We start from the raw sequence: 17,734 nt of genomic DNA, 5'->3' as shown, positions 1-17,734 counted from the left end.
CGGATCATCCATGGCATCACTTAACTTCAGCGACCAGCGCCAGTCTCCCGATGAGGTTCTTGCCAGCGGCGAATATCCGCTGACGAGACGCGACCTGTCGGAAATCGCGGCGATGATCTATGCCGATGCGGGCATCTATCTCAACGACACCAAGGCGTCGCTGGTTTATTCCCGCCTGTCGAAGCATATCCGCAATCTCGGCCTGTCGGGTTTCCGCGAATATTGCGCATTGGTGTCCTCGCCGGATGGCGCGCAGGCGCGGCGCGAAATGCTGTCGCACCTGACGACGAATTTCACCCGTTTCTTCCGCGAAAACCATCATTTCGAACATCTGCGCGACGAGGTCCTGCCGGGCCTCATCGCCCGGGCGAAGAGCGGCGGTCGTGTCCGCATCTGGTCGGCCGCCTGTTCGGATGGGCAGGAGCCCTATTCCATCGCGCTTACCGTGCTCGCAATGTTCCCGAATGCGGCGGATTACGATTTCAAGATTCTGGCGACGGATATCGACCCCAAGATTTTGGCGCAGGCCCGGGCAGGGGTCTATGACGACAATGCGCTCGAAACCGTGTCTCCCGCCATGCGCAAGCAATGGTTCACGGAGGTCGATGCCGGCGGTCGCCGCAAATTCCGCATCGATGACAAGGTCAAGCGCCTCATCACCTTCAACGAATTGAACCTGATGACGCAATGGCCCTTCAAGGGCAATTTCGACGTGATCTTCTGCCGCAACGTCGTCATCTATTTCGACGAGCCAACGCAGATGCGCATCTGGTCGCGTTTTGCCGGGCTGCTGCCGGAAGGCGGACATCTTTATATCGGGCATTCCGAACGCGTTTCCGGTGACGCCAAGAACCTGTTCGACAATACGGGCATCACCACCTACCGCTTCACTGGCCACGCTTCGGGGAGGAAGGCATGAGCGCACTCGCACGGGTACTCGTCGTCGATGATTCCCCCACCATGCGCGGTCTGATTTCGGCTGTCCTCAAGGCCGATCCGGAAGTCGAGGTGGTCGGGCAGGCCGGTAACGCCATGGAGGCGAGGGCCGCCATCAAGCAGCTCAACCCCGATGTCGTGACGCTCGACATCGAGATGCCGGAAATGAACGGGCTGGAATTTCTCGAAAAGATCATGCGCCTGCGGCCCATGCCGGTCATCATGGTTTCGTCGCTGACCCATCGCGGTGCGGATGCTTCGCTTGCCGCGCTTGAAATCGGCGCCTTCGACTGTGTCGGCAAGCCGGCGCCGGGCGATGCACGCCCCTTCGGCGATCTGGCCGACAAGGTGAAGGCCGCCGCCCGCTCGCAACACGCCGCCTACCGTGCGGCGCGCCCGGAAGCCGTTGCCGCGCCGCAGCCGGTCCCGGTCAGTGAATATCGGGCTGGGCGCAAGGTCGTGGCCATCGGTTCCTCCACGGGCGGTGTCGAAGCGCTGATCGCCGTGCTGCAGAAATTCCCGGCCAATTGCCCGCCGACCGTCATCACCCAGCACATGCCGCCGACCTTCACCAAGAGTTTCGCCGAACGGCTGAACCGCATCTGCGCCCCCGTGGTGGAAGAGGCGACGGACGGTGCACGTCTGCAGACCGGCAAGATCTATCTTGCGCCGGGCGGCGAGCGCCACTTGCAGATCGCCAACCGGTCCGCACCCTGCTGCCGGCTTGTCGAACGCGATCCCGTCAACGGCCACCGGCCCTCCGTCGATGTGCTGTTCGATTCGGTGGCTGAACTTGCCGGCCGTAACGCCGTTGGCGTCATTCTCACCGGCATGGGCCGCGATGGCGCAGCCGGGCTGTTGAAAATGCGTCATGCCGGCGCACGCACCGTCGGCCAGAACGAAAAAACATGTGTCGTCTACGGCATGCCCCGCGTGGCCTATGAACTTGGCGCCGTGGAACAGCAACTCCCGCTGGCCTCCATCGGCGAAGAAATCCTGAAACTAACCACTGCCCGCAAAGAAGGTGCTGACTAATGTCTCTCGCAGAAAAGATCAAAGTTCTGATCGTCGACGATCAGGTGACCAGCCGGCTGCTCCTCAGCGATGCGCTGACACAGCTCGGCTTCAAGCAGATCACCGCCGCCGGTGACGGCGAGCAGGGAATGAAGATCATGGAGCAGCAGCCCCATCATCTTGTCATTTCCGATTTCAACATGCCGAAGATGGACGGTCTCGGTTTCCTGCATGCCGTCAGGGCCAACCCGACCACCAAGAAGGCCGCCTTCATCATCCTCACCGCGCAGGGCGACCGCGCGCTGGTGCAGAAGGCAGCCCAGCTCGGTGCCAACAACGTGCTGGCCAAGCCCTTCACGATCGACAAGATGCGCGCTGCCATCGAGGCGGTTTTCGGATCGCTGAAATGATTGAAGCTGCGGCCAAGCGCGTACATATCATTCAGGGCGAGTATAAGGTCGTCAGCGATCCCGATGTGGTGCTGACGACTATACTCGGTTCGTGCGTGGCTGCCTGTCTGAGAGACCCCGTTGCCGGCCTGGGAGGCATGAACCACTTCCTGCTGCCGGGAACGGGAAATGTGACCGGCGGAGACGCCACGCGTTATGGTGTGCATCTCATGGAGCTCCTGATCAACGGCCTCTTGAAGCAGGGGGCGCGGCGTGATCGGCTGGAAGCCAAGGTTTTCGGCGGCGCGAAGACGATTGCCAGCTTCTCAAACGTCGGCGAGCAGAATGCCATCTTCGCCATGCAGTTTCTGAAGGATGAAGGTATTCCGGTCTTAAGCTCCTCCACGGGTGGGGACCACGGCCGAAAGATCGAATTCTGGCCGGTCTCCGGGCGCGCGCGTCAGCATCCGCTCAGCGGCGCGGAAACCCAGAAGACGGTTGCCATGGAAACGCGTCCGGTGCCGGCCCCCAAGCCAGTCGCCAACGACATCGAATTTTTCTAGTCACGGAGTTTCCAATGCAGCTTGCAGAGCACACCGCCGCCACTCCGTTCGAAGAAGCCCTGCCGGACGTTCTGATGCGCGTGGTATCGGAACTGCACGACGTCGCCTATCTCATCGAGCGCATCGAGCCGCAATTGCTTGAAGTGACCAGCGGTCAATTGTCCAGCGAAGGCGTCAAGCTGCTGCAGGGCATCGATCTTGCCGTCCAGAAAACCCGCGGCCTTGCGGAATTCATCGATACCATCACCGGTTCCATCCCCGGAAACTGGATCGTGGATGTTTCCACCGCCCTCAGCCTGGTCAAGCTGGCCGAAATGCAGAAGGCGCTCGGCGCGGCCTTCCGCCATGGCCATTCCCAGCCGCTCGACAAGGCCTCGGGCGACTTCGATCTGTTCTAGAACTATTTCGGCCAGCGTTGCCGTCCTTCGCGGAATGCGGAGAAAGGCAACGCTCGCGCAAGCTTCGCACCCTATTGTCACGACGGGGCCAAAAGGTCTCGGACTCTATGAATGACGGTGCGGAACAGAATGAATCTGTTAAATCAAATCCCTCAGGTCTTGAAGAATGTCGCGGCGCTGGGGCAGACACGGCTGCTGATGCTGGGCGGCGTGGGCGTTGTGTCCATGGCCATCATCCTTGCCGCAGCTCTTTACGTGAACCGTCCCGCTTACGAGACCCTCTATGTGGGGCTTGAAAAAAGCGACCTTAACAAGATCAGCATTGCGCTCGCCGAATCGGGTCTGGACTTTCAGGTGGGGACCGATGGTTCCAGCCTTCAGGTTCCCGTCGGCCTCACCAGCAAGGCACGACTGCTTCTGGCCGAGCGCGGCCTGCCCGACAGCGCCAATGCCGGTTATGAGCTTTTCGACAATGTCGGCTCTCTCGGCCTGACCTCCTTCATGCAGGAAGTGACGCGCGTTCGCGCCCTTGAGGGCGAGATCGGCCGCTCCATCCAGCAGATCGACGGCATTGCGGCCGCACGCGTCCATATCGTCATGCCTGACGTCGGCAATTTCCGCCGTGGCGAACAGAAGCCCACCGCATCGGTCATGATTCGTGCCAGTGCTTCGGCCGGCCGCAAGGCGTCCGCCTCCATCCGTCACCTCGTCGCCTCGGCTGTTCCCGGCCTCGAAGTCGACGATGTGACCCTGCTTGATTCGACCGGCCAGCTTCTCGCTTCCGGCGACGATGTCACCAATGCCGCCATGAACCGCTCGCTGACGCTGGCGCAGAATGTGCAGCAGGAAATCGAAACCAATATCGACAAGGCGCTGGCGCCTTTCCTCGGCATGGACAATTTCCGCTCCAGCGTCACGGCGCAGCTCAATACCGACAGCCGCCAGATTCAGGAAACCGTTTACGATCCGGAATCGCGCGTCGAGCGCTCCGTGCGCACGGTAAAGGAAGACCAGAAGTCCCAGGAAACGCAGCCGGATACGGCCGCGACCGTGGAGCAGAACGTACCGCAGGCCGCACCCCAGGGCGGCGGCGGCGGTCCGCAGTCCTCCGACCAGTCGGCCAAGAAGGAAGAGCAGACCAACTACGAGATCAATTCCAAGACGGTAGCCACGGTCAAGAACGGCTACACCGTCGAGAAGATTTCGGTCGCGGTCGTCGTCAACAAGGGCCGGATCGCCAAGATGGTCGGCGAGCCCGCCGATCAGGCAAAGATCGACGCTTATCTTGCCGAAATGCAGAAGATCGTCACCTCGGCAGCGGGCATTTCCTCCGACCGTGGCGACATCGTCTCGCTGACGGCGATGGACTTCCTCGAAACGCAATTGCTGGATGAGGCCGCAACCGGACCGGGCGTCATGGAAGTGCTGAGCCGCAATTCCGCCGGCATCATCAACTCGCTCGCCTTTGTCGCGGTCGCCTTCCTTGTCGTCTGGCTCGGTGTACGCCCTCTGGTTCGCACGGTGACCGGCAACGGTGCCGCCGCAGGTCAGCTCAGCCAGGAGGCCGCGGGTCTCGAACTGCCGGATTTCTCTCCCGGCATGGATGCGGGCGCAGGCGGTCTCATGGAAGGTTTCGGGGCGGATTTCGGCTTCGACAGCACCGACGACCTTCTGGCAGGCGGCGATGGCGAGGGCACATTCAACCGCCGGGTTCGCGAAGGACCGGAACGCAGGCTCTCCCGCATGGTGGAAATCAGCGAGGAAAGAGCCGCCAAAATCCTGCGCAAATGGGCGGTGGAAAAAGCAGCGTAATATCGAAAAGGCCGGTTTTACCCGGCCTTTTTCCCGTTTTTGGGCTTTTTGCTATGCTTGGCGGGCGAGCCGTGGCAATCTCGTTTCAGGACAGTGTTTACAAAAAATTCAGCAACGATACAGTTTGCTGGGAATTGGCTGAGAATGCCGTTTATGGATTGAACAGCTTTTCAGTATGTTTTTTTAGTAATAGACGAGCAGGGAAATACGTGGAAAGGCTGGTGTCAGGTAATGGCAAATCCCAGTCCGTTCCATAAAATGAAGTGATTCGGTCTCCGGGGGCTTGCCGTCCCATTTTGGTAAGCTTCTCGAATGGAATGATTCCATCCCGAGGTATAATCTCCCACTGGGAGCAAGAGGGCGTAGGCGATTGAAAGTCGATGTTGATATCCGCAGGCTGTCTGCCAAGCCTATGGAGGGCATGGGTAAGCCCTTGCCGCGCGATCAGCTTGCTAAAAACGTCGCAGCCACGGCTGCTGCCGGTAACGTTGCAGGCGCACTGGATCTGCTCGTAACCTACGCTGGCGCCTCGCATTATCTGCTGGCGCGGGATGATCTTCTCGAAGAAACCGGACTGAAATTCATCGTCACCTCCGACTGGCCTTTCGATCTGGTCCGCAGGCTTGGTATCGAACTGGCCAACAGCCAGAACAGATCGAGCGAAATGGAGAAATGCCTTTCGCTTCTGCAGCCGCGGCTGCTCTTCCTTCCCGACGATGTTTCTGTTCCCTACGGCATAGACCGGCAATATTCGGCGCTGTCTTTCTGTGTGGGACGTATCCGGCTTTCGCTGCTGCTGCTGTTTCCCGAAGAAGCGGTGCCTTCGCCGGAACGGCTGCGCGAAATCGCCTTGCTGACGGGCTATTGCGTCAGCTTCGGCATTGCCAGCGAAGCAAAGACCGTGCGCGATATCGATCTTACGGAGCGCGAGCTTGAATGCCTGTTCTGGATCGCGGAAGGCAAGACGAGCGATGAAATTGCGATGATCCTTGGCATTTCGCGCAATACGATCAATAATTACATTACAAGCGTGATGCGTAAAACCGCGACGAAAACCCGCTCGGAGGCAATTGCCTATGCCGTGCGCAACAACCTCGTATAATGGTCGGACGGATGGTACAGACGAAAGACAATGAGGGTTCAGGTCAGACGGGCATGTTTTACCGCAGCCCTGTCGTGACGAGCCGGTCGGATCTTTTTCCGAAGCTCGTCGCCATGCAGAAGCTGGTCGGCGCGCGCAATTTCGTGGTGACGAAGGCTGCCGCTTCCGGTTTCCCCAACAAGAAGAAGCTGACCTGCGAGCTGGAAAACTGGGGCATGAATGCCGCAGAGCAGAGCGCGCAGTTCATCCGCGCTGTCGGCGACATTCTTCTCGATCATATCGAGACATCGCTTTTGCCGGTTATCTGGCGCAACAAGAATGCCGGCGGCTTTGCCGATCTTCCCGATGTGCCCGCACTTCTGCGTCGCATCGAGAACGACACATTGCCCTATGCGGGGCTCGCGCTTCCGGTGCGGCTCGGCACCATCGGCAACGGTTACATCGTCTTCTGCGGCACCAACCTCGTTCTCGACAATGAGGTCGTGATCGAACAGCACATCAAGTGCTGCGAGATCATGGTGGACATGCTGGCGCTGGACGAGCGCAAGGCGGCGCCTTCCGAGGCGCTGAGCGAGAGGGAAATCGCCTGCCTGCAACTGGCGGGGGACGGCCGTATCAGCGAAGAAATCGCGGTCAAGCTCGGGCTTTCCGTGCACACCGTCAACGCCTATCTCGGTTCGGCGACGATCAAGCTCGATTCCGTCAACCGCATCCAGGCGATCGCCAAGGCCATCCGGCTCGGCTATATCCACTGATGGCGGACGGGTTTTCCCGTCCTTCATAAGCCGGCAGGCGCCGGCCCGGCTTGTGCCCCCCTAAAAGGCGCTATCGACACTTCGCGTTTTTTTAACAGTTGCCTACTAGAACTTTTATAAGTTTGGCTTTGGGGAACTGTTTCATGCACAACCGGCTCTTTAAGTCCGTTGCCGGCAAGGTCGTCGCGTTGACGATCGGCCTGATCACGCTCAGCGTGGCGGCAGTTGGTTTTTCGACCTACATTCGCTTGAAGGACAACATCATCACCACCGCGCTGCGTGATACGCACAGCGCAATGCGCGGCATGGCCATCCTCTATGAGATGAAGGTCGGCGGCGTTGCCCTCGAAATGGTGGATGGCGAGTTGAAGAGCGTCGGTCGCGCCAGCATCGGAACGATGCGTGACAATGATCTCGTCGATCGCACGGCAGCCGGCAACGGCGGTATCTCTACTGTTTTTGAAGCCAAGGCCGGCGAGTTCATTCGCCTGACCACCAATCTGAAGAACGAAAAGGGTGAGAGAGCAGCAGGCACCAAGCTTGCTACCGATCATCCCGCTTTCCCGAAAGTTTCCAAGGGCGAGGCCTATTTTGGCACCGCCACGCTGTTCGGCACCAGCTACATGACCGGTTATATGCCGGTTACGAACAAGACCGGCGCAACCGTCGGCATCCTGTTCGTGGGCGTTCCCATGGATGTCTACGATGCGCAGATATACAGCCTGCGCGACATGATGCTGATCTGCGGCGCGCTCGCCATGCTTGGCGTCGGATTGCTCGCCTATTTCGTCATCAAGCGCACGCTTCAGCCGCTTGGCAAGCTGACCGATGCGGTGAAGTCCCTTTCGGACGGCAATCTCGACACGCCGATCCCCTACGCCACCAACACCAATGAATTCGGCAACATCGCCCGCGCGCTGGTGATTTTCCGCGAGAATGCGATCGAGAAACTGGCGATTGAGGGCAAAAGCGCCGAGGAACGCTCCGCAGCCGAGTCCGAACGTCACCGCAACGACGCCGAGAAACAGGAGCTCGACGGCCAGATCGAATTTGCGGTCAGCGAGATTGCTTCAGGCCTCGGCAGGCTCTCGCGTGGCGATCTGAGCCGCACGATCGAGACGCCTTTCGCTGGTCGTCTTGACCGTCTGCGCACGGATTTCAACGAATCCCTTCTCAACCTGCGCGATGCGCTGGGGCAAATCCGCGAGCGCACGCTGATCATCCAGCATAGCGGCTTTGAAATCGAGCAATCGTCGGTCGATCTGTCGAAGCGTACCGAAAATCAGGCCGCCTCGCTGGAAGAGACTGCCGCCGCCGTGGACGAAATCACGGTTACCGTCAGATCCTCGGCCGAGCGGGCGCGGGAGGCCAATGAGGCCGTGCGCATCACCAAGCAGAGCGCCGACAGTTCCGGTTCGGTCGTCAGCAACGCCGTCGACGCCATGGGCCGCATCGAAGACGCCTCGCGCAAGATCGAGCAGATCATCGAGGTCATCGACGACATCGCCTTCCAGACCAATCTCCTTGCGCTCAATGCCGGCATCGAGGCCGCGCGTGCGGGTGAGGCGGGCAAGGGTTTTGCGGTGGTGGCGCAGGAAGTGCGCGAGCTTGCCCAGCGCTCCGCCGACGCGGCCCGCGAGATCAAGCAGCTCATCAACCAGTCGACGCATGAGGTCAGCTCCGGCTCGAAGCTGGTGCAGGAGGCGGGCACGGTTCTCTCCGCCATCAGCCAGCAGATCGTTACCGTCAGCCAACATGTCGAAACCATCGCGACGGCGACGCAGGATCAGTCCTCCGCGCTTCACAACGTCAACAGCTCCGTCAACCAGATGGATCAGATGACGCAGCAGAATGCGGCGCTTGCCGAACAGTCGAGCGCGGCCAGCCGGGTACTGTCAGGCGAGGTGGAAGCGCTGCTCGATCTGGTACAGCGGTTCCAGATGGAACAGGGTTCGGCGACCGGCAGGGATCGCTACAATCAGGCGGCCTGATAGGTCTGTTTTTTGAAGGTCAAAACCGCTCCCGGATCGCAAGGTCCGGGAGTTTTTATTCGGCGGCCGCCCGCACCGTACTGGATATCTGGTTGATATAGGCCCGCAGCGCCGCCGGTTTGACCGGTTTGTGCTGAACAGAAATCCCGTATTTTTCGGCATCGCTGCGCACTTCCGGGCTGCGATCCGCCGTCACCAGCAGTGCAGGGATCGTCTTGCCGTAAAATGTCCTGATGAGACGGATGGCGCTGATGCCGTCGCCATCGTCCAGATGGTAATCGGCGACGATGACGTCGGGTGCTGCGGCCAAAGTGAGGAAGGGTTCCTCCAGCGTCGCCACGGAACCTGCGGGTAAAACCTCACAGCCCCATCCCGTCAAGAGCAGCGTCATGCCCTCCAGGATTTTCGGCTCGTTGTCGATGCAGAGCACCCGGACGCCCTGAAGGCGGTCGCTGGCTGCGGGACTGATTGTCCCGCCATCGACTTTGGCCGGTACGAGGCGATCCGCCTCGCGCGGCAGGTGGATGCGGAAGGTCGTGCCTTTTCCGGGGGTGGAAATCAGCTGTACCGGATGGTGCAGCATGCGCGACAGCCGGTCGACGATGGAAAGACCGAGCCCGAGGCCGGATGCCGTTCTTGCACCCTCGTCCAACCGGGCGAATTCCTTGAAGACGGTGCGAAACTTGGATGAAGGAATGCCGATACCGGAATCCGTCACCTGAATGACCACTTCACCGCCCCGGCGGCGCGCGCCGACGACCACCTTGCCCTTCAGCGTGTATTTGATGGCGTTGGACACCAGGTTCTGTATCAGACGCCGCAGGAGATTGGGGTCGGAGCGGACCGTGAGCGAGGTCGGCATGACCACGAGGTCGAGGTTCTTTTCCTGCGCCATCGGCGCGAAATCGGTTTCGATGCGTTTCAGCAGCTCATTCAGCGGCACGGATGTCATACGCGCCTTCATCGAGCCGGTGTCGAGACGGGAAATATCGAGAACCGCGCCGAGAATGGTTTCGACCGATTCCAGTGCCGAATCGATATTGTGGACGAGATCGCTTTCTCCCGATGCGCCAAGCCGTTCGACCAGAGAGGAAGAATAGAGGCGGGCGGCATTCAGCGGCTGGAGAATATCGTGGCCGGCGGCGGCGAAAAACCGCGTCTTGCCGATATTCGCCTCGTCGGCGGATGCCCTCGCTTCCGCCAGTTCGCGGTTGACGCGGGTAAGCTCCACGGTTCGCTCCGCCACGCGCTGCTCCAGCGTCTCGTTTGCCTGTTTCAGCGCCTGATCGCTCGCCACACGCTGGGTGATATCGGTGAAGGTGGCGACGATGCCCTTGTCCGGCATGGTGTTGGAGCGCACTTCGATGATGCGCTCGCCGCCCGCCAGCACCAGCGAGAAGGGCAGGTCCATGGTCAGGAAGCTGGTAATCAGCTCGTTCGTGTCGCCGTCAGGCATGTCGCCGCGTTCCTGCAGCATCGAAACGATATCCGTGAGCGGTACGCCGACTTGCCCGAATTGCTCGGGCAAATCCAGCAGCGTGCGGAAGCGCCGGTTCCAGATGGTGAGCTGCTGCGAACTGTCGAAAACCGCAATGCCCTGATCCATCTGGGCGAGCGCGGTCTGCAGCATGTCCTGATTATATTGCAGGGCCTCGCTTGCCTGATCGAGCAGCCATGCCGTGTCCGCGCTGGTATCTTCCGCCTTCTGAAGAATGATCGAAAGCACCAGGCGGGCGGAGGAGGAGCCGATGGCGCTGCCCAGCAACTGTTCGGAGAAATGGATCAGCGCCATGTCCGCCGGCTGGTCGTCATTCAGTTTCCTGCCCGCCGTCTTTTCATAGGTCGCGAGTGACCGCAGCATGCGCTCCTCGCCGAGATAACGGGCGACCGCGCTTTTGAGGTCGCCGACGCTGACACGGGTTTTCCAGCCGCGTGTCGCAAATTGCGATTTCGAGTGGCGCTTGACGAAGATGCCGGACTGGATGCGCTCCACCGGCCTCGGATTGCGCGAAAGCGAGCCGAGCACGAAGGCAAGGCTGTTGACGAGCAGGCTGAGAATGACCGCATTCACGAACGGATCGGCTTCAGGCCCGTTGAATACCGTGCTGCCGGAAAACAGGAAGCCGAGAATATTCGCCGCGACCTCGGAATTATCCGGCCCGCCGAAGCTTGGGAGAAACAACAGATAGGCCCAGACGAAAAAGCCTGAACTCAGCCCGGCGATTGCGCCGCGCGCATTGGCGCGCCGCCAGAACAGCCCGCCGAACAAGGCAGGGGCCATCTGGGCGATGGCGGCAAATGCGAGAAGGCCGATGGAGGCGAGGCCCGTAGCGCTGTCGGCGGCGCGATAATAGCCATAGCCCAGAAGCAGCACCGCAAAGATTGCCGTTCTGCGGATGTTGAGCAGCGTCTTGGCGAAGTCGTCCCGGTGCGGAGAACGGTTCAGCAGCTTCTGCCGCAGGAAGATCGGCATGACGATGTCGTTGGAAATCATGATCGATAGCGCCACCGAAGCGACGATCACCATCGCGGTCGCCGCCGAAAATCCGCCGATGAAGGTGATCAGCGACACGACCGGCATTTGGTGATTGAGCGGCAATTGCAGCACGTAGAGGTCGGCATCGCCATTGGCGCCGAGCGTCAGAATGCCGGCCAGCGCAATCGGCAGCACGAAGATGTTGATCGCGATGAGATAAAGCGGCAGCAGGAACCCCGCCATGCGCAGCTCTTGCGGCGTGCGATTTTCAACCACGGTGACGTGGAACTGGCGTGGCAGCAGGATGATGGCGAAGCCGGAAAGCAGCGTCATCACGATCCAGCGGCTGACGGGCGTGTGATAGGATATGGCCCGCATGGCCTGTTCGTTCTCGGAGGCGAGCTGCCATAGGTGCACGGGACCGTTGAAGAGCACGAAGAGCACATAAAAGCCGACGGTGCACATGGCGACCAGCTTGACCAGCGATTCCATCGAGATCGCCAGAATGAGCCCGTCCTGATGTTCGGTGGCATCGGTGTGCCGGGTGCCGAACATGACGGCAAACCCCGCCATGACGATGGTGACGACCAGCGGCAGATCGAGGAAATAAAGATTGCCGCTGCCAATGCCGTAATCGCCAGGATCGACCATCGTCGCCACCGAGCTGGAAACGGCTTTCAGCTGCAGCGCGATATAGGGAATGGCGCCGACGAGCGCGATGATGGCGACGATCATCGCCACGGTGGAGTTCTTGCCGTAACGGGCGGCAATGAAATCCGCAACGGACGTCAGCTTTTCCGTTTTCGCCAGTTCGACGATGCGGCGGATGATCGGCATGCCGATGGTGAAGGCAAGGATAGGGCCGGTATAGATGCCGAGAAATTCCAGCCCCCTGTCTGCCGCGAGCCCCACGCCGCCGAAATAGGTCCAGGAGGTGCAATAGATCGCCAGGCTGAGCGCATAGACGAACGGACGTCCCTTGTTCGGAGCGTTTCTTTTGCGGCTCTTCCTGTCCCCATAGCTTGCAACCGCAAACAGCAGCAGGACATAAGCGAAGGCCGAACCGAATATGATCCACCCAGGAAGCACGCATCCTCCCCATGCAAGAATTCCCTGATATCAAGCATAGGCGAATTCAGCGCCGTTGAGAATGAGCGCGGTCTGAGCATAAAGTTCAAGGTGAGCGTGCAAAAAAGCTAATAAATGCAATCCCGCGGATTCCAAATGAAGCCCGGACCCTATATGGTTCGACCCGTAGGGACAGTCACATAGCTTCAGCTCGCGAAGCAGGAGAGAGGGACAATCTGAATGCTTAACGAATTTAAAACCTTCATTGCCCGCGGCAATGTCATGGATCTGGCCGTGGGTGTTATTATCGGTGCGGCTTTCAGCAAGATCGTCGACTCCGTCGTCAACGATCTCATCATGCCGATTGTCGGCGCCATCTTCGGCGGGTTCGATTTTTCGAACTACTTCCTGCCGCTGAGCTCCAGCGTCAACGCCACGTCGCTCGCCGCCGCCCGCGATCAGGGCGCCGTCTTCGCCTACGGCAATTTTCTGACGGTTCTCATCAACTTCCTTATCCTGGCCTGGATCATTTTCCTGATGGTCAAGGGCGTCAACAAGCTTCGTGATTCCGTTGAACGCAAGAAGGTCGAGGAAAAGCCGGAAGCAGCACCGCCGCCGGAAGACGTCAAGCTTCTCACCGAAATCCGCGATCTGCTGAAGACGCGTTGATTGTCGCCATCGTCCCCGGCCTGATGTGCCGGCCCATGAGGCCGGCGATCTCCTGCCGGGGATGACCCATAAAGAAAATCCATGATCGCCTCACGGAATATCATGCACATGGCTGGTTCGATGCGATAAGAAGGCACCAAACGGAGTGTCTTTAATGTCCATTTTGAACAGTCTGAGTGCGCGCTCTCTGGCGGCTCCCGAGAGCGGCATTGTTGAAGTCGTGAATTACGCCCGCGGGCGGGACAATCTCCTGCCGCTGTGGGTCGGCGAAGGCGATCTGCCGAGCCCGGACTTCATCAATCAGGCCGCCATCGATGGGCTGAACAACGGCGAAACCTTCTATACCTGGCAGCGCGGCATTCCCGAATTGCGCCAGGCGCTGAGCCGTTATTATCAACGTCATTTCGCAGCGTCGCTGCCGCCGGAGCATTTTTACGCGACCGGTTCCGGCATGCAGGCCATCGTGCTTGCCGTGCAGGCGCTGACCTCGCCGGGCGACGAAATGGTCTATTTGTCTCCGACATGGCCGAATATCGTGGCCGCCATCGGCGTGGCGGGTGCGAAGGCGGTTCCGGTCGGTATCGATTTCCGCGACGGCCGCTGGGATTTCGATATCAACAGGCTGGAAAGCGCGATCACCGGCAAGACGAAGGCGCTTTTCATCAATACGCCCTCCAACCCGACCGGCTGGACGGCGACGCTCGACAATCTCCGCGACGTTCTGACGCTCGCCCGCAAACACGATCTGTGGATCGTCGCCGACGAGATTTATGCGCTTTATCATTATTCCGGCAGCCGTGCGCCGTCCTTCCTCGACGTCATGGAGCCGGACGACAAGATCGTCTTCGCCAATTCCTTCTCGAAGAACTGGTCCATGACCGGCTGGCGCGTCGGCTGGCTCGTCGCCCCGCCGGCCATCGGTCAGGTGATCGAGAATCTCATTCAATATTCCACCTCAGGCGTGGCGCAATTCATGCAGCGCGGCGCGGTCGCCGCCCTCGATCACGGCGATGGTTTCGTCCGCGAGAATTACGAACGCGCTCTGACATCCCGCGATATTCTCTGCGATGCGCTCATCGCGACGAACCGTGTGGAAACCCTGAAGCCGGACGGCGCCCTTTACGCCTTCCTCAAGATTGACGGCGTGACGGACAGCCGGGCGACGGCGCTCGATATCGTCGACAAGACCGGCGTCGGTCTTGCGCCCGGCACGGCCTTCGGTCCGGGAGGGGAGCTGTTTCTCCGCGCCTGTTTCCTGCGCAACCCCAGGCAGATAGAAGACGCGGCCGACCGGCTGGCATCCTATATCCTCGGCAGGTAAGCGTCGGCTTTCCGTATAATGGTTTCCCCTGCCGTGCCGGGATCGCGCTTCGGTAGGGAAATCGACAACAAAATCACAGCGAAGACCTAAAACTGCAACCCCACGGCGCAACCATCGACGTGGGGCATTTTCTGTGATATGCGCTCCTTGTTCCATTTATGAGAACATTTTCACTAATAGATAAAAAGCACTTCATTGCGCTAACCAATCGTAAGCCACCTTTTTAATGGGGCGGTGGATTGGTCGCGTATTCGCTGTGCAAGTAATCAATGATGAAGAATTATTGGCTTTGATGAGCTCAAGAAAAGCAAACAGGGAAGTAGTGTCATGGCTGTTCTGGTCACGGGTGGGGCCGGTTATATAGGAAGCCACATGGTGTGGGCTTTGCTCGATGCCGGGGAAGAGGTCGTTGTTGTTGACCGGCTTTCGACGGGGTCGCGCTGGGCTGTTGCGCCAGCGGCGCGTTTTTATCTGGGCGACGTGGCGGACCGCGCCCTGCTGGACCAGATTTTCGAAGAAAACCAGATCGAGACCATTTTCCACTTCGCAGGCTCTGTCAGCGTTCCTGAATCGATCAGCCAGCCGCTCGAATATTACGAAAACAATACGGGCACGACCCGCGCCCTCGTCGCTGCGGCGGTCGCCCATGGCATCCGCAATTTCATCTTCTCCTCGACAGCCGCCGTCTATGGAAACCAGCCCTTTGATGGCCCGGTTCCCGAAACTGCGATCCTCAGCCCGGAAAACCCCTACGGCCTGTCGAAACTCGCTTCCGAGATCATGCTGCGTGACGTCGTCAAGGCGCATGATTTCAACTATGTGGCGCTGCGTTATTTCAATGTCGCCGGAGCCGACCCGCAGGGCCGCGCCGGGCCTTCCCTCACGGGCGTGGCAAACCTCATCAAAGTCGCCTGCGAAGCCGCAACCGGTCGCCGCGACCAAGTGGAAGTTTACGGAACGGATTACCCGACCGCCGATGGCACCGGCGTCCGCGACTATATTCACGTCAGCGACCTGATTGACGCCCATATGCTCGCCATGGCGCATCTGCGCGCCGGTGGCGGCACCCGCACACTCAATTGCGGTTATGGCGTTGGTTATTCGGTTCTGGACGTCCTGCAGGCCGTGCAGCGGGAATCGGGACGCGATTTTCCGATCATCCATTGTCCGCGCCGGGCGGGCGATATTGCGACCATGGTGGCGGATTCGTCGCGTATCCAGTCGGAGCTGGGCTGGCGTCCCCGCTTCAACGATCTGGCGACAATCGTTCGCACAGCACTTCAGTGGGAGGCCAAGCGTCAGGCCCAGCAAAGCGACAGGATTCCGCCGGTGCGGCGCAAGCTCGCAGCGATAGGCTGAGCGGCCTTTGCCTCACCGGACACGGTCTTTATTGACGGAAGGATAGAGCGCCGGCCGATCCATTCGCGCGGCTGGGCTAAGCCAGCCATCCCGGTCAAAAAAGCTGCGTGTCAGCTTCACCCCCGGCGATTGTTCGCTTGCGAGCAAAATCACGTTCAGGCGATGCGGCGCCGTCGGTTCCGGTTTTATGGAAACCGAAATACCGAAATGTTGTGCCTGATAGGGCTGCATCCGGCGTGCCGGCTCCAGCATGTCCGCTAGATCGGCCCAGCGTGTCTGTCCGATAATCATGGTGAGTGCTTCATCGAGCTTCGTCAGAACGGCCGCTCCGTCCGGTGTCTTGGGCGCAACCGCCTTCATCCGGATGGAGCGAACCTCCCCCGAGGCTTCCCCCCTGATTTCAAGAAAGAGCGATGCCCGCTCGGCCGGGTCCGATGCGTTTCCTGCCGCAAAATCGGCCATGCATTCGAAACTGCGGATGTTGACCGGGCTCGCGTGCCAGCCCCGCGGGTTGGAGAAACCTGCGGTGGTAAAGCGGTCGCAAAGCTCCTTGCCGGAAACAACGAAATCGCGGGCGAAAGATGCTCTGTCGCCCACTTGCTCGAACTTCAGCAGATGCGGCGGCAGAGAGACTTTTTGGACGGCGAGTTTCTGCCGCTTGACGGGCTTCATCTTCGGTGGCGTGGCGGACTGTATGGCGGGCGTCAGATTGAGATAGGCCAGCAGGCTTTTGAGGTGCTTCTTGTCATTGGCTAGCAGCACCGTCGCGCCTATGGCAAGGCAAACGGCCAGCACCGCAAACAGCAGCGCGCCATGGCTCACTCTCTTTTGCAAGCCTGCGTCCATCGCAAGACCTTAAGGGGCTGGCGGAAAAAGGCGTCAGCCGGTTCTGATATGGTTTTTCGGGCTGTCGGCAACCCGGTGAATATGTGGTGTGAGCGGTGGCTCTGAAAATCTTATGCAATTCACCGCCGAAGTTTCCGGCGGTGCAGGTTCTCATTCGGCGTTATTCTTGCCGCCGTCCTGTCCGCCGGCGCTGCTTTCATCGTCCGCAACCGGAATGGCGTAGGAGCCGTTCAGCCAGCGGGCGAGATCGAGCGAGCGGCAGCGATCCGAACAGAAAGGATAGTCTTCGCGCGTCGAGGGCCGCCCGCATTCCGGGCATGGCTGGGATTTGCGAAGCGGGGTGACGTTTCCAGCGCCTTCTGTGGGGGACTTTGCCATGGCCTATCCTTCGAGCCAGCCCGAAGTCACCTCAAATCCTTCTCCGGAAAGAAGCGACATGGTTTCATAAAGCGGCAGGCCGACGACATTGGTATAGGAGCCGGTCAGTTTCTGCACGAAGGCGCCGGCAATGCCCTGGATGCCATAGGCACCAGCTTTGCCGCGCCACTGGCCCGACGCGATGTAAGCCTCGATCTCCCGCGTGGAGAGGCGCTTGAAGCGCACCTTGGTCTCCGCGACCTTCTGGCGGATCTTGCCGCCGGGGGTCACAAGGCAGATGCCGGTATAGACCCAATGGCTGCGTCCCGAGAGAAGATGCAGCGCCGCCGAGGCCTCTTCCGTATATTCGGCCTTGCCGACGATGCGGCGACCAACGGCGACCACCGTATCGGATCCCAGAACATAGGCGTCTTTCCACGCCTGTTCGTTCTTCAGCGCCGCCTGCGCGGCTTCCGCCTTCTGCAATGACAGACGGCGGCAGAGCGTGCGCGGATGCTCGAGCTTGGCCGGCGTCTCGTCGATGTCCATCGGCATCAGACGTGCCGGTTCGATACCGATCTGATGCAGCAGCTCCAGACGCCGCGGCGAGCCGGATGCCAGAACGAGCTTTTGTTTTGAATTGGTCATTGCGCTGCCCGGGCGTCCGATGCGGAAGGT

General features: G+C 60.0%; 16 protein-coding genes. 12 read left to right on the top strand and 4 right to left on the bottom strand.

All coding sequences use genetic code 11. From position 1 onward, the window contains the following. Positions 1-10 precede the first annotated feature (10 nt). The 9 genes from cheR to I3J13_RS03670 all read left to right on the top strand — a co-directional run bounded on the left by cheR (position 11) and on the right by I3J13_RS03670 (position 8,960). Positions 11-919, top strand: coding sequence for a protein-glutamate O-methyltransferase CheR (gene cheR / locus I3J13_RS03710; RefSeq protein WP_174056163.1), 909 nt, complete (start codon positions 11-13; stop codon positions 917-919). Beyond that, on the top strand, positions 916-1,971 hold the full coding sequence (gene cheB, locus I3J13_RS03705) for a protein-glutamate O-methylesterase CheB (protein ID WP_196378039.1): 1,056 nt from the start codon (positions 916-918) through the stop codon (positions 1,969-1,971). Before cheR ends, cheB begins: the two co-directional genes overlap by 4 nt. Then, positions 1,971-2,360, top strand: coding sequence for a chemotaxis response regulator CheY2 (cheY2, locus tag I3J13_RS03700; protein WP_003503467.1), 390 nt, complete (start codon positions 1,971-1,973; stop codon positions 2,358-2,360). Before cheB ends, cheY2 begins: the two co-directional genes overlap by 1 nt. Beyond that, positions 2,357-2,902 carry a chemoreceptor glutamine deamidase CheD gene (gene cheD / locus I3J13_RS03695; protein WP_003522762.1) on the top strand — a complete coding sequence of 182 codons (546 nt, stop codon included), beginning with the start codon at positions 2,357-2,359 and terminating at the stop codon, positions 2,900-2,902. Before cheY2 ends, cheD begins: the two co-directional genes overlap by 4 nt. A 14-nt stretch (positions 2,903-2,916) precedes the next feature. Continuing rightward, positions 2,917-3,300: a chemotaxis protein CheT gene (gene cheT / locus I3J13_RS03690; protein ID WP_003522761.1), complete on the top strand. Its 384-nt coding sequence runs from the start codon at positions 2,917-2,919 to the stop codon at positions 3,298-3,300. 129 nt (positions 3,301-3,429) lie between these two features. Next, complete coding sequence (fliF, locus tag I3J13_RS03685) at positions 3,430-5,112, top strand: flagellar basal-body MS-ring/collar protein FliF (protein ID WP_196378038.1); 1,683 nt, start codon at positions 3,430-3,432, stop codon at positions 5,110-5,112. A 370-nt stretch (positions 5,113-5,482) separates the two neighbouring features. Then, positions 5,483-6,214 (top strand): transcriptional regulator VisN, encoded by a 732-nt coding sequence (gene visN, locus I3J13_RS03680; RefSeq protein ID WP_035262791.1) that lies wholly within the window; start codon positions 5,483-5,485, stop codon positions 6,212-6,214. Between the two features lie 53 nt (positions 6,215-6,267). Next, complete coding sequence (gene visR / locus I3J13_RS03675) at positions 6,268-6,969, top strand: transcriptional regulator VisR (protein ID WP_003522758.1); 702 nt, start codon at positions 6,268-6,270, stop codon at positions 6,967-6,969. Between the two features lie 143 nt (positions 6,970-7,112). Further along, the gene (locus tag I3J13_RS03670) at positions 7,113-8,960 is read left to right on the top strand and encodes a methyl-accepting chemotaxis protein (protein ID WP_080817891.1); all 1,848 of its coding nucleotides are present in this window, start codon (positions 7,113-7,115) and stop codon (positions 8,958-8,960) included. 55 nt (positions 8,961-9,015) lie between these two features. Here I3J13_RS03670 and I3J13_RS03665 read toward each other — a convergent pair whose 3' ends face one another. Continuing rightward, positions 9,016-12,525, bottom strand: coding sequence for a PAS-domain containing protein (locus tag I3J13_RS03665; RefSeq protein WP_196378037.1), 3,510 nt, complete (start codon positions 12,523-12,525; stop codon positions 9,016-9,018). A gap of 219 nt (positions 12,526-12,744) precedes the next feature. Here I3J13_RS03665 and mscL point away from each other — a divergent pair, with 219 nt between their 5' ends. From mscL to galE, 3 genes are all read left to right on the top strand, one after another. Further along, positions 12,745-13,173: a large conductance mechanosensitive channel protein MscL gene (mscL, locus tag I3J13_RS03660; protein ID WP_003522754.1), complete on the top strand. Its 429-nt coding sequence runs from the start codon at positions 12,745-12,747 to the stop codon at positions 13,171-13,173. Positions 13,174-13,327: 154 nt separating this feature from the next. Next, positions 13,328-14,494, top strand: coding sequence for a pyridoxal phosphate-dependent aminotransferase (locus I3J13_RS03655; protein ID WP_196378036.1), 1,167 nt, complete (start codon positions 13,328-13,330; stop codon positions 14,492-14,494). A gap of 327 nt (positions 14,495-14,821) precedes the next feature. Continuing rightward, positions 14,822-15,853, top strand: a complete 1,032-nt coding sequence (gene galE, locus I3J13_RS03650; protein WP_196378035.1) for a UDP-glucose 4-epimerase GalE — start codon at positions 14,822-14,824, stop codon at positions 15,851-15,853. 12 nt (positions 15,854-15,865) lie between these two features. Here galE and I3J13_RS03645 read toward each other — a convergent pair whose 3' ends face one another. The 3 genes from I3J13_RS03645 to I3J13_RS03635 form a co-directional block, all read right to left on the bottom strand. Further along, positions 15,866-16,699: a DUF6030 family protein gene (locus I3J13_RS03645; RefSeq protein ID WP_196378034.1), complete on the bottom strand. Its 834-nt coding sequence runs from the start codon at positions 16,697-16,699 to the stop codon at positions 15,866-15,868. Positions 16,700-16,849: 150 nt separating this feature from the next. Beyond that, a complete protein-coding gene (gene yacG, locus I3J13_RS03640) occupies positions 16,850-17,077 on the bottom strand; it encodes a DNA gyrase inhibitor YacG (protein WP_065654468.1) in 228 nt (75 codons plus the stop codon). Between the two features lie 3 nt (positions 17,078-17,080). Further along, positions 17,081-17,704: a Maf-like protein gene (locus I3J13_RS03635; protein WP_020010410.1), complete on the bottom strand. Its 624-nt coding sequence runs from the start codon at positions 17,702-17,704 to the stop codon at positions 17,081-17,083. Positions 17,705-17,734: the final 30 nt, after the last annotated feature.

Origin of the sequence: Agrobacterium leguminum (assembly GCF_015704895.1) — a bacterium.
In the GTDB taxonomy this organism is placed as follows: Bacteria; Pseudomonadota; Alphaproteobacteria; order Rhizobiales; family Rhizobiaceae; genus Agrobacterium; species Agrobacterium leguminum.
The sequence above is the reverse complement of the archived record's forward strand: the minus strand, read 5'-3'. Positions and strand labels throughout refer to the sequence as shown.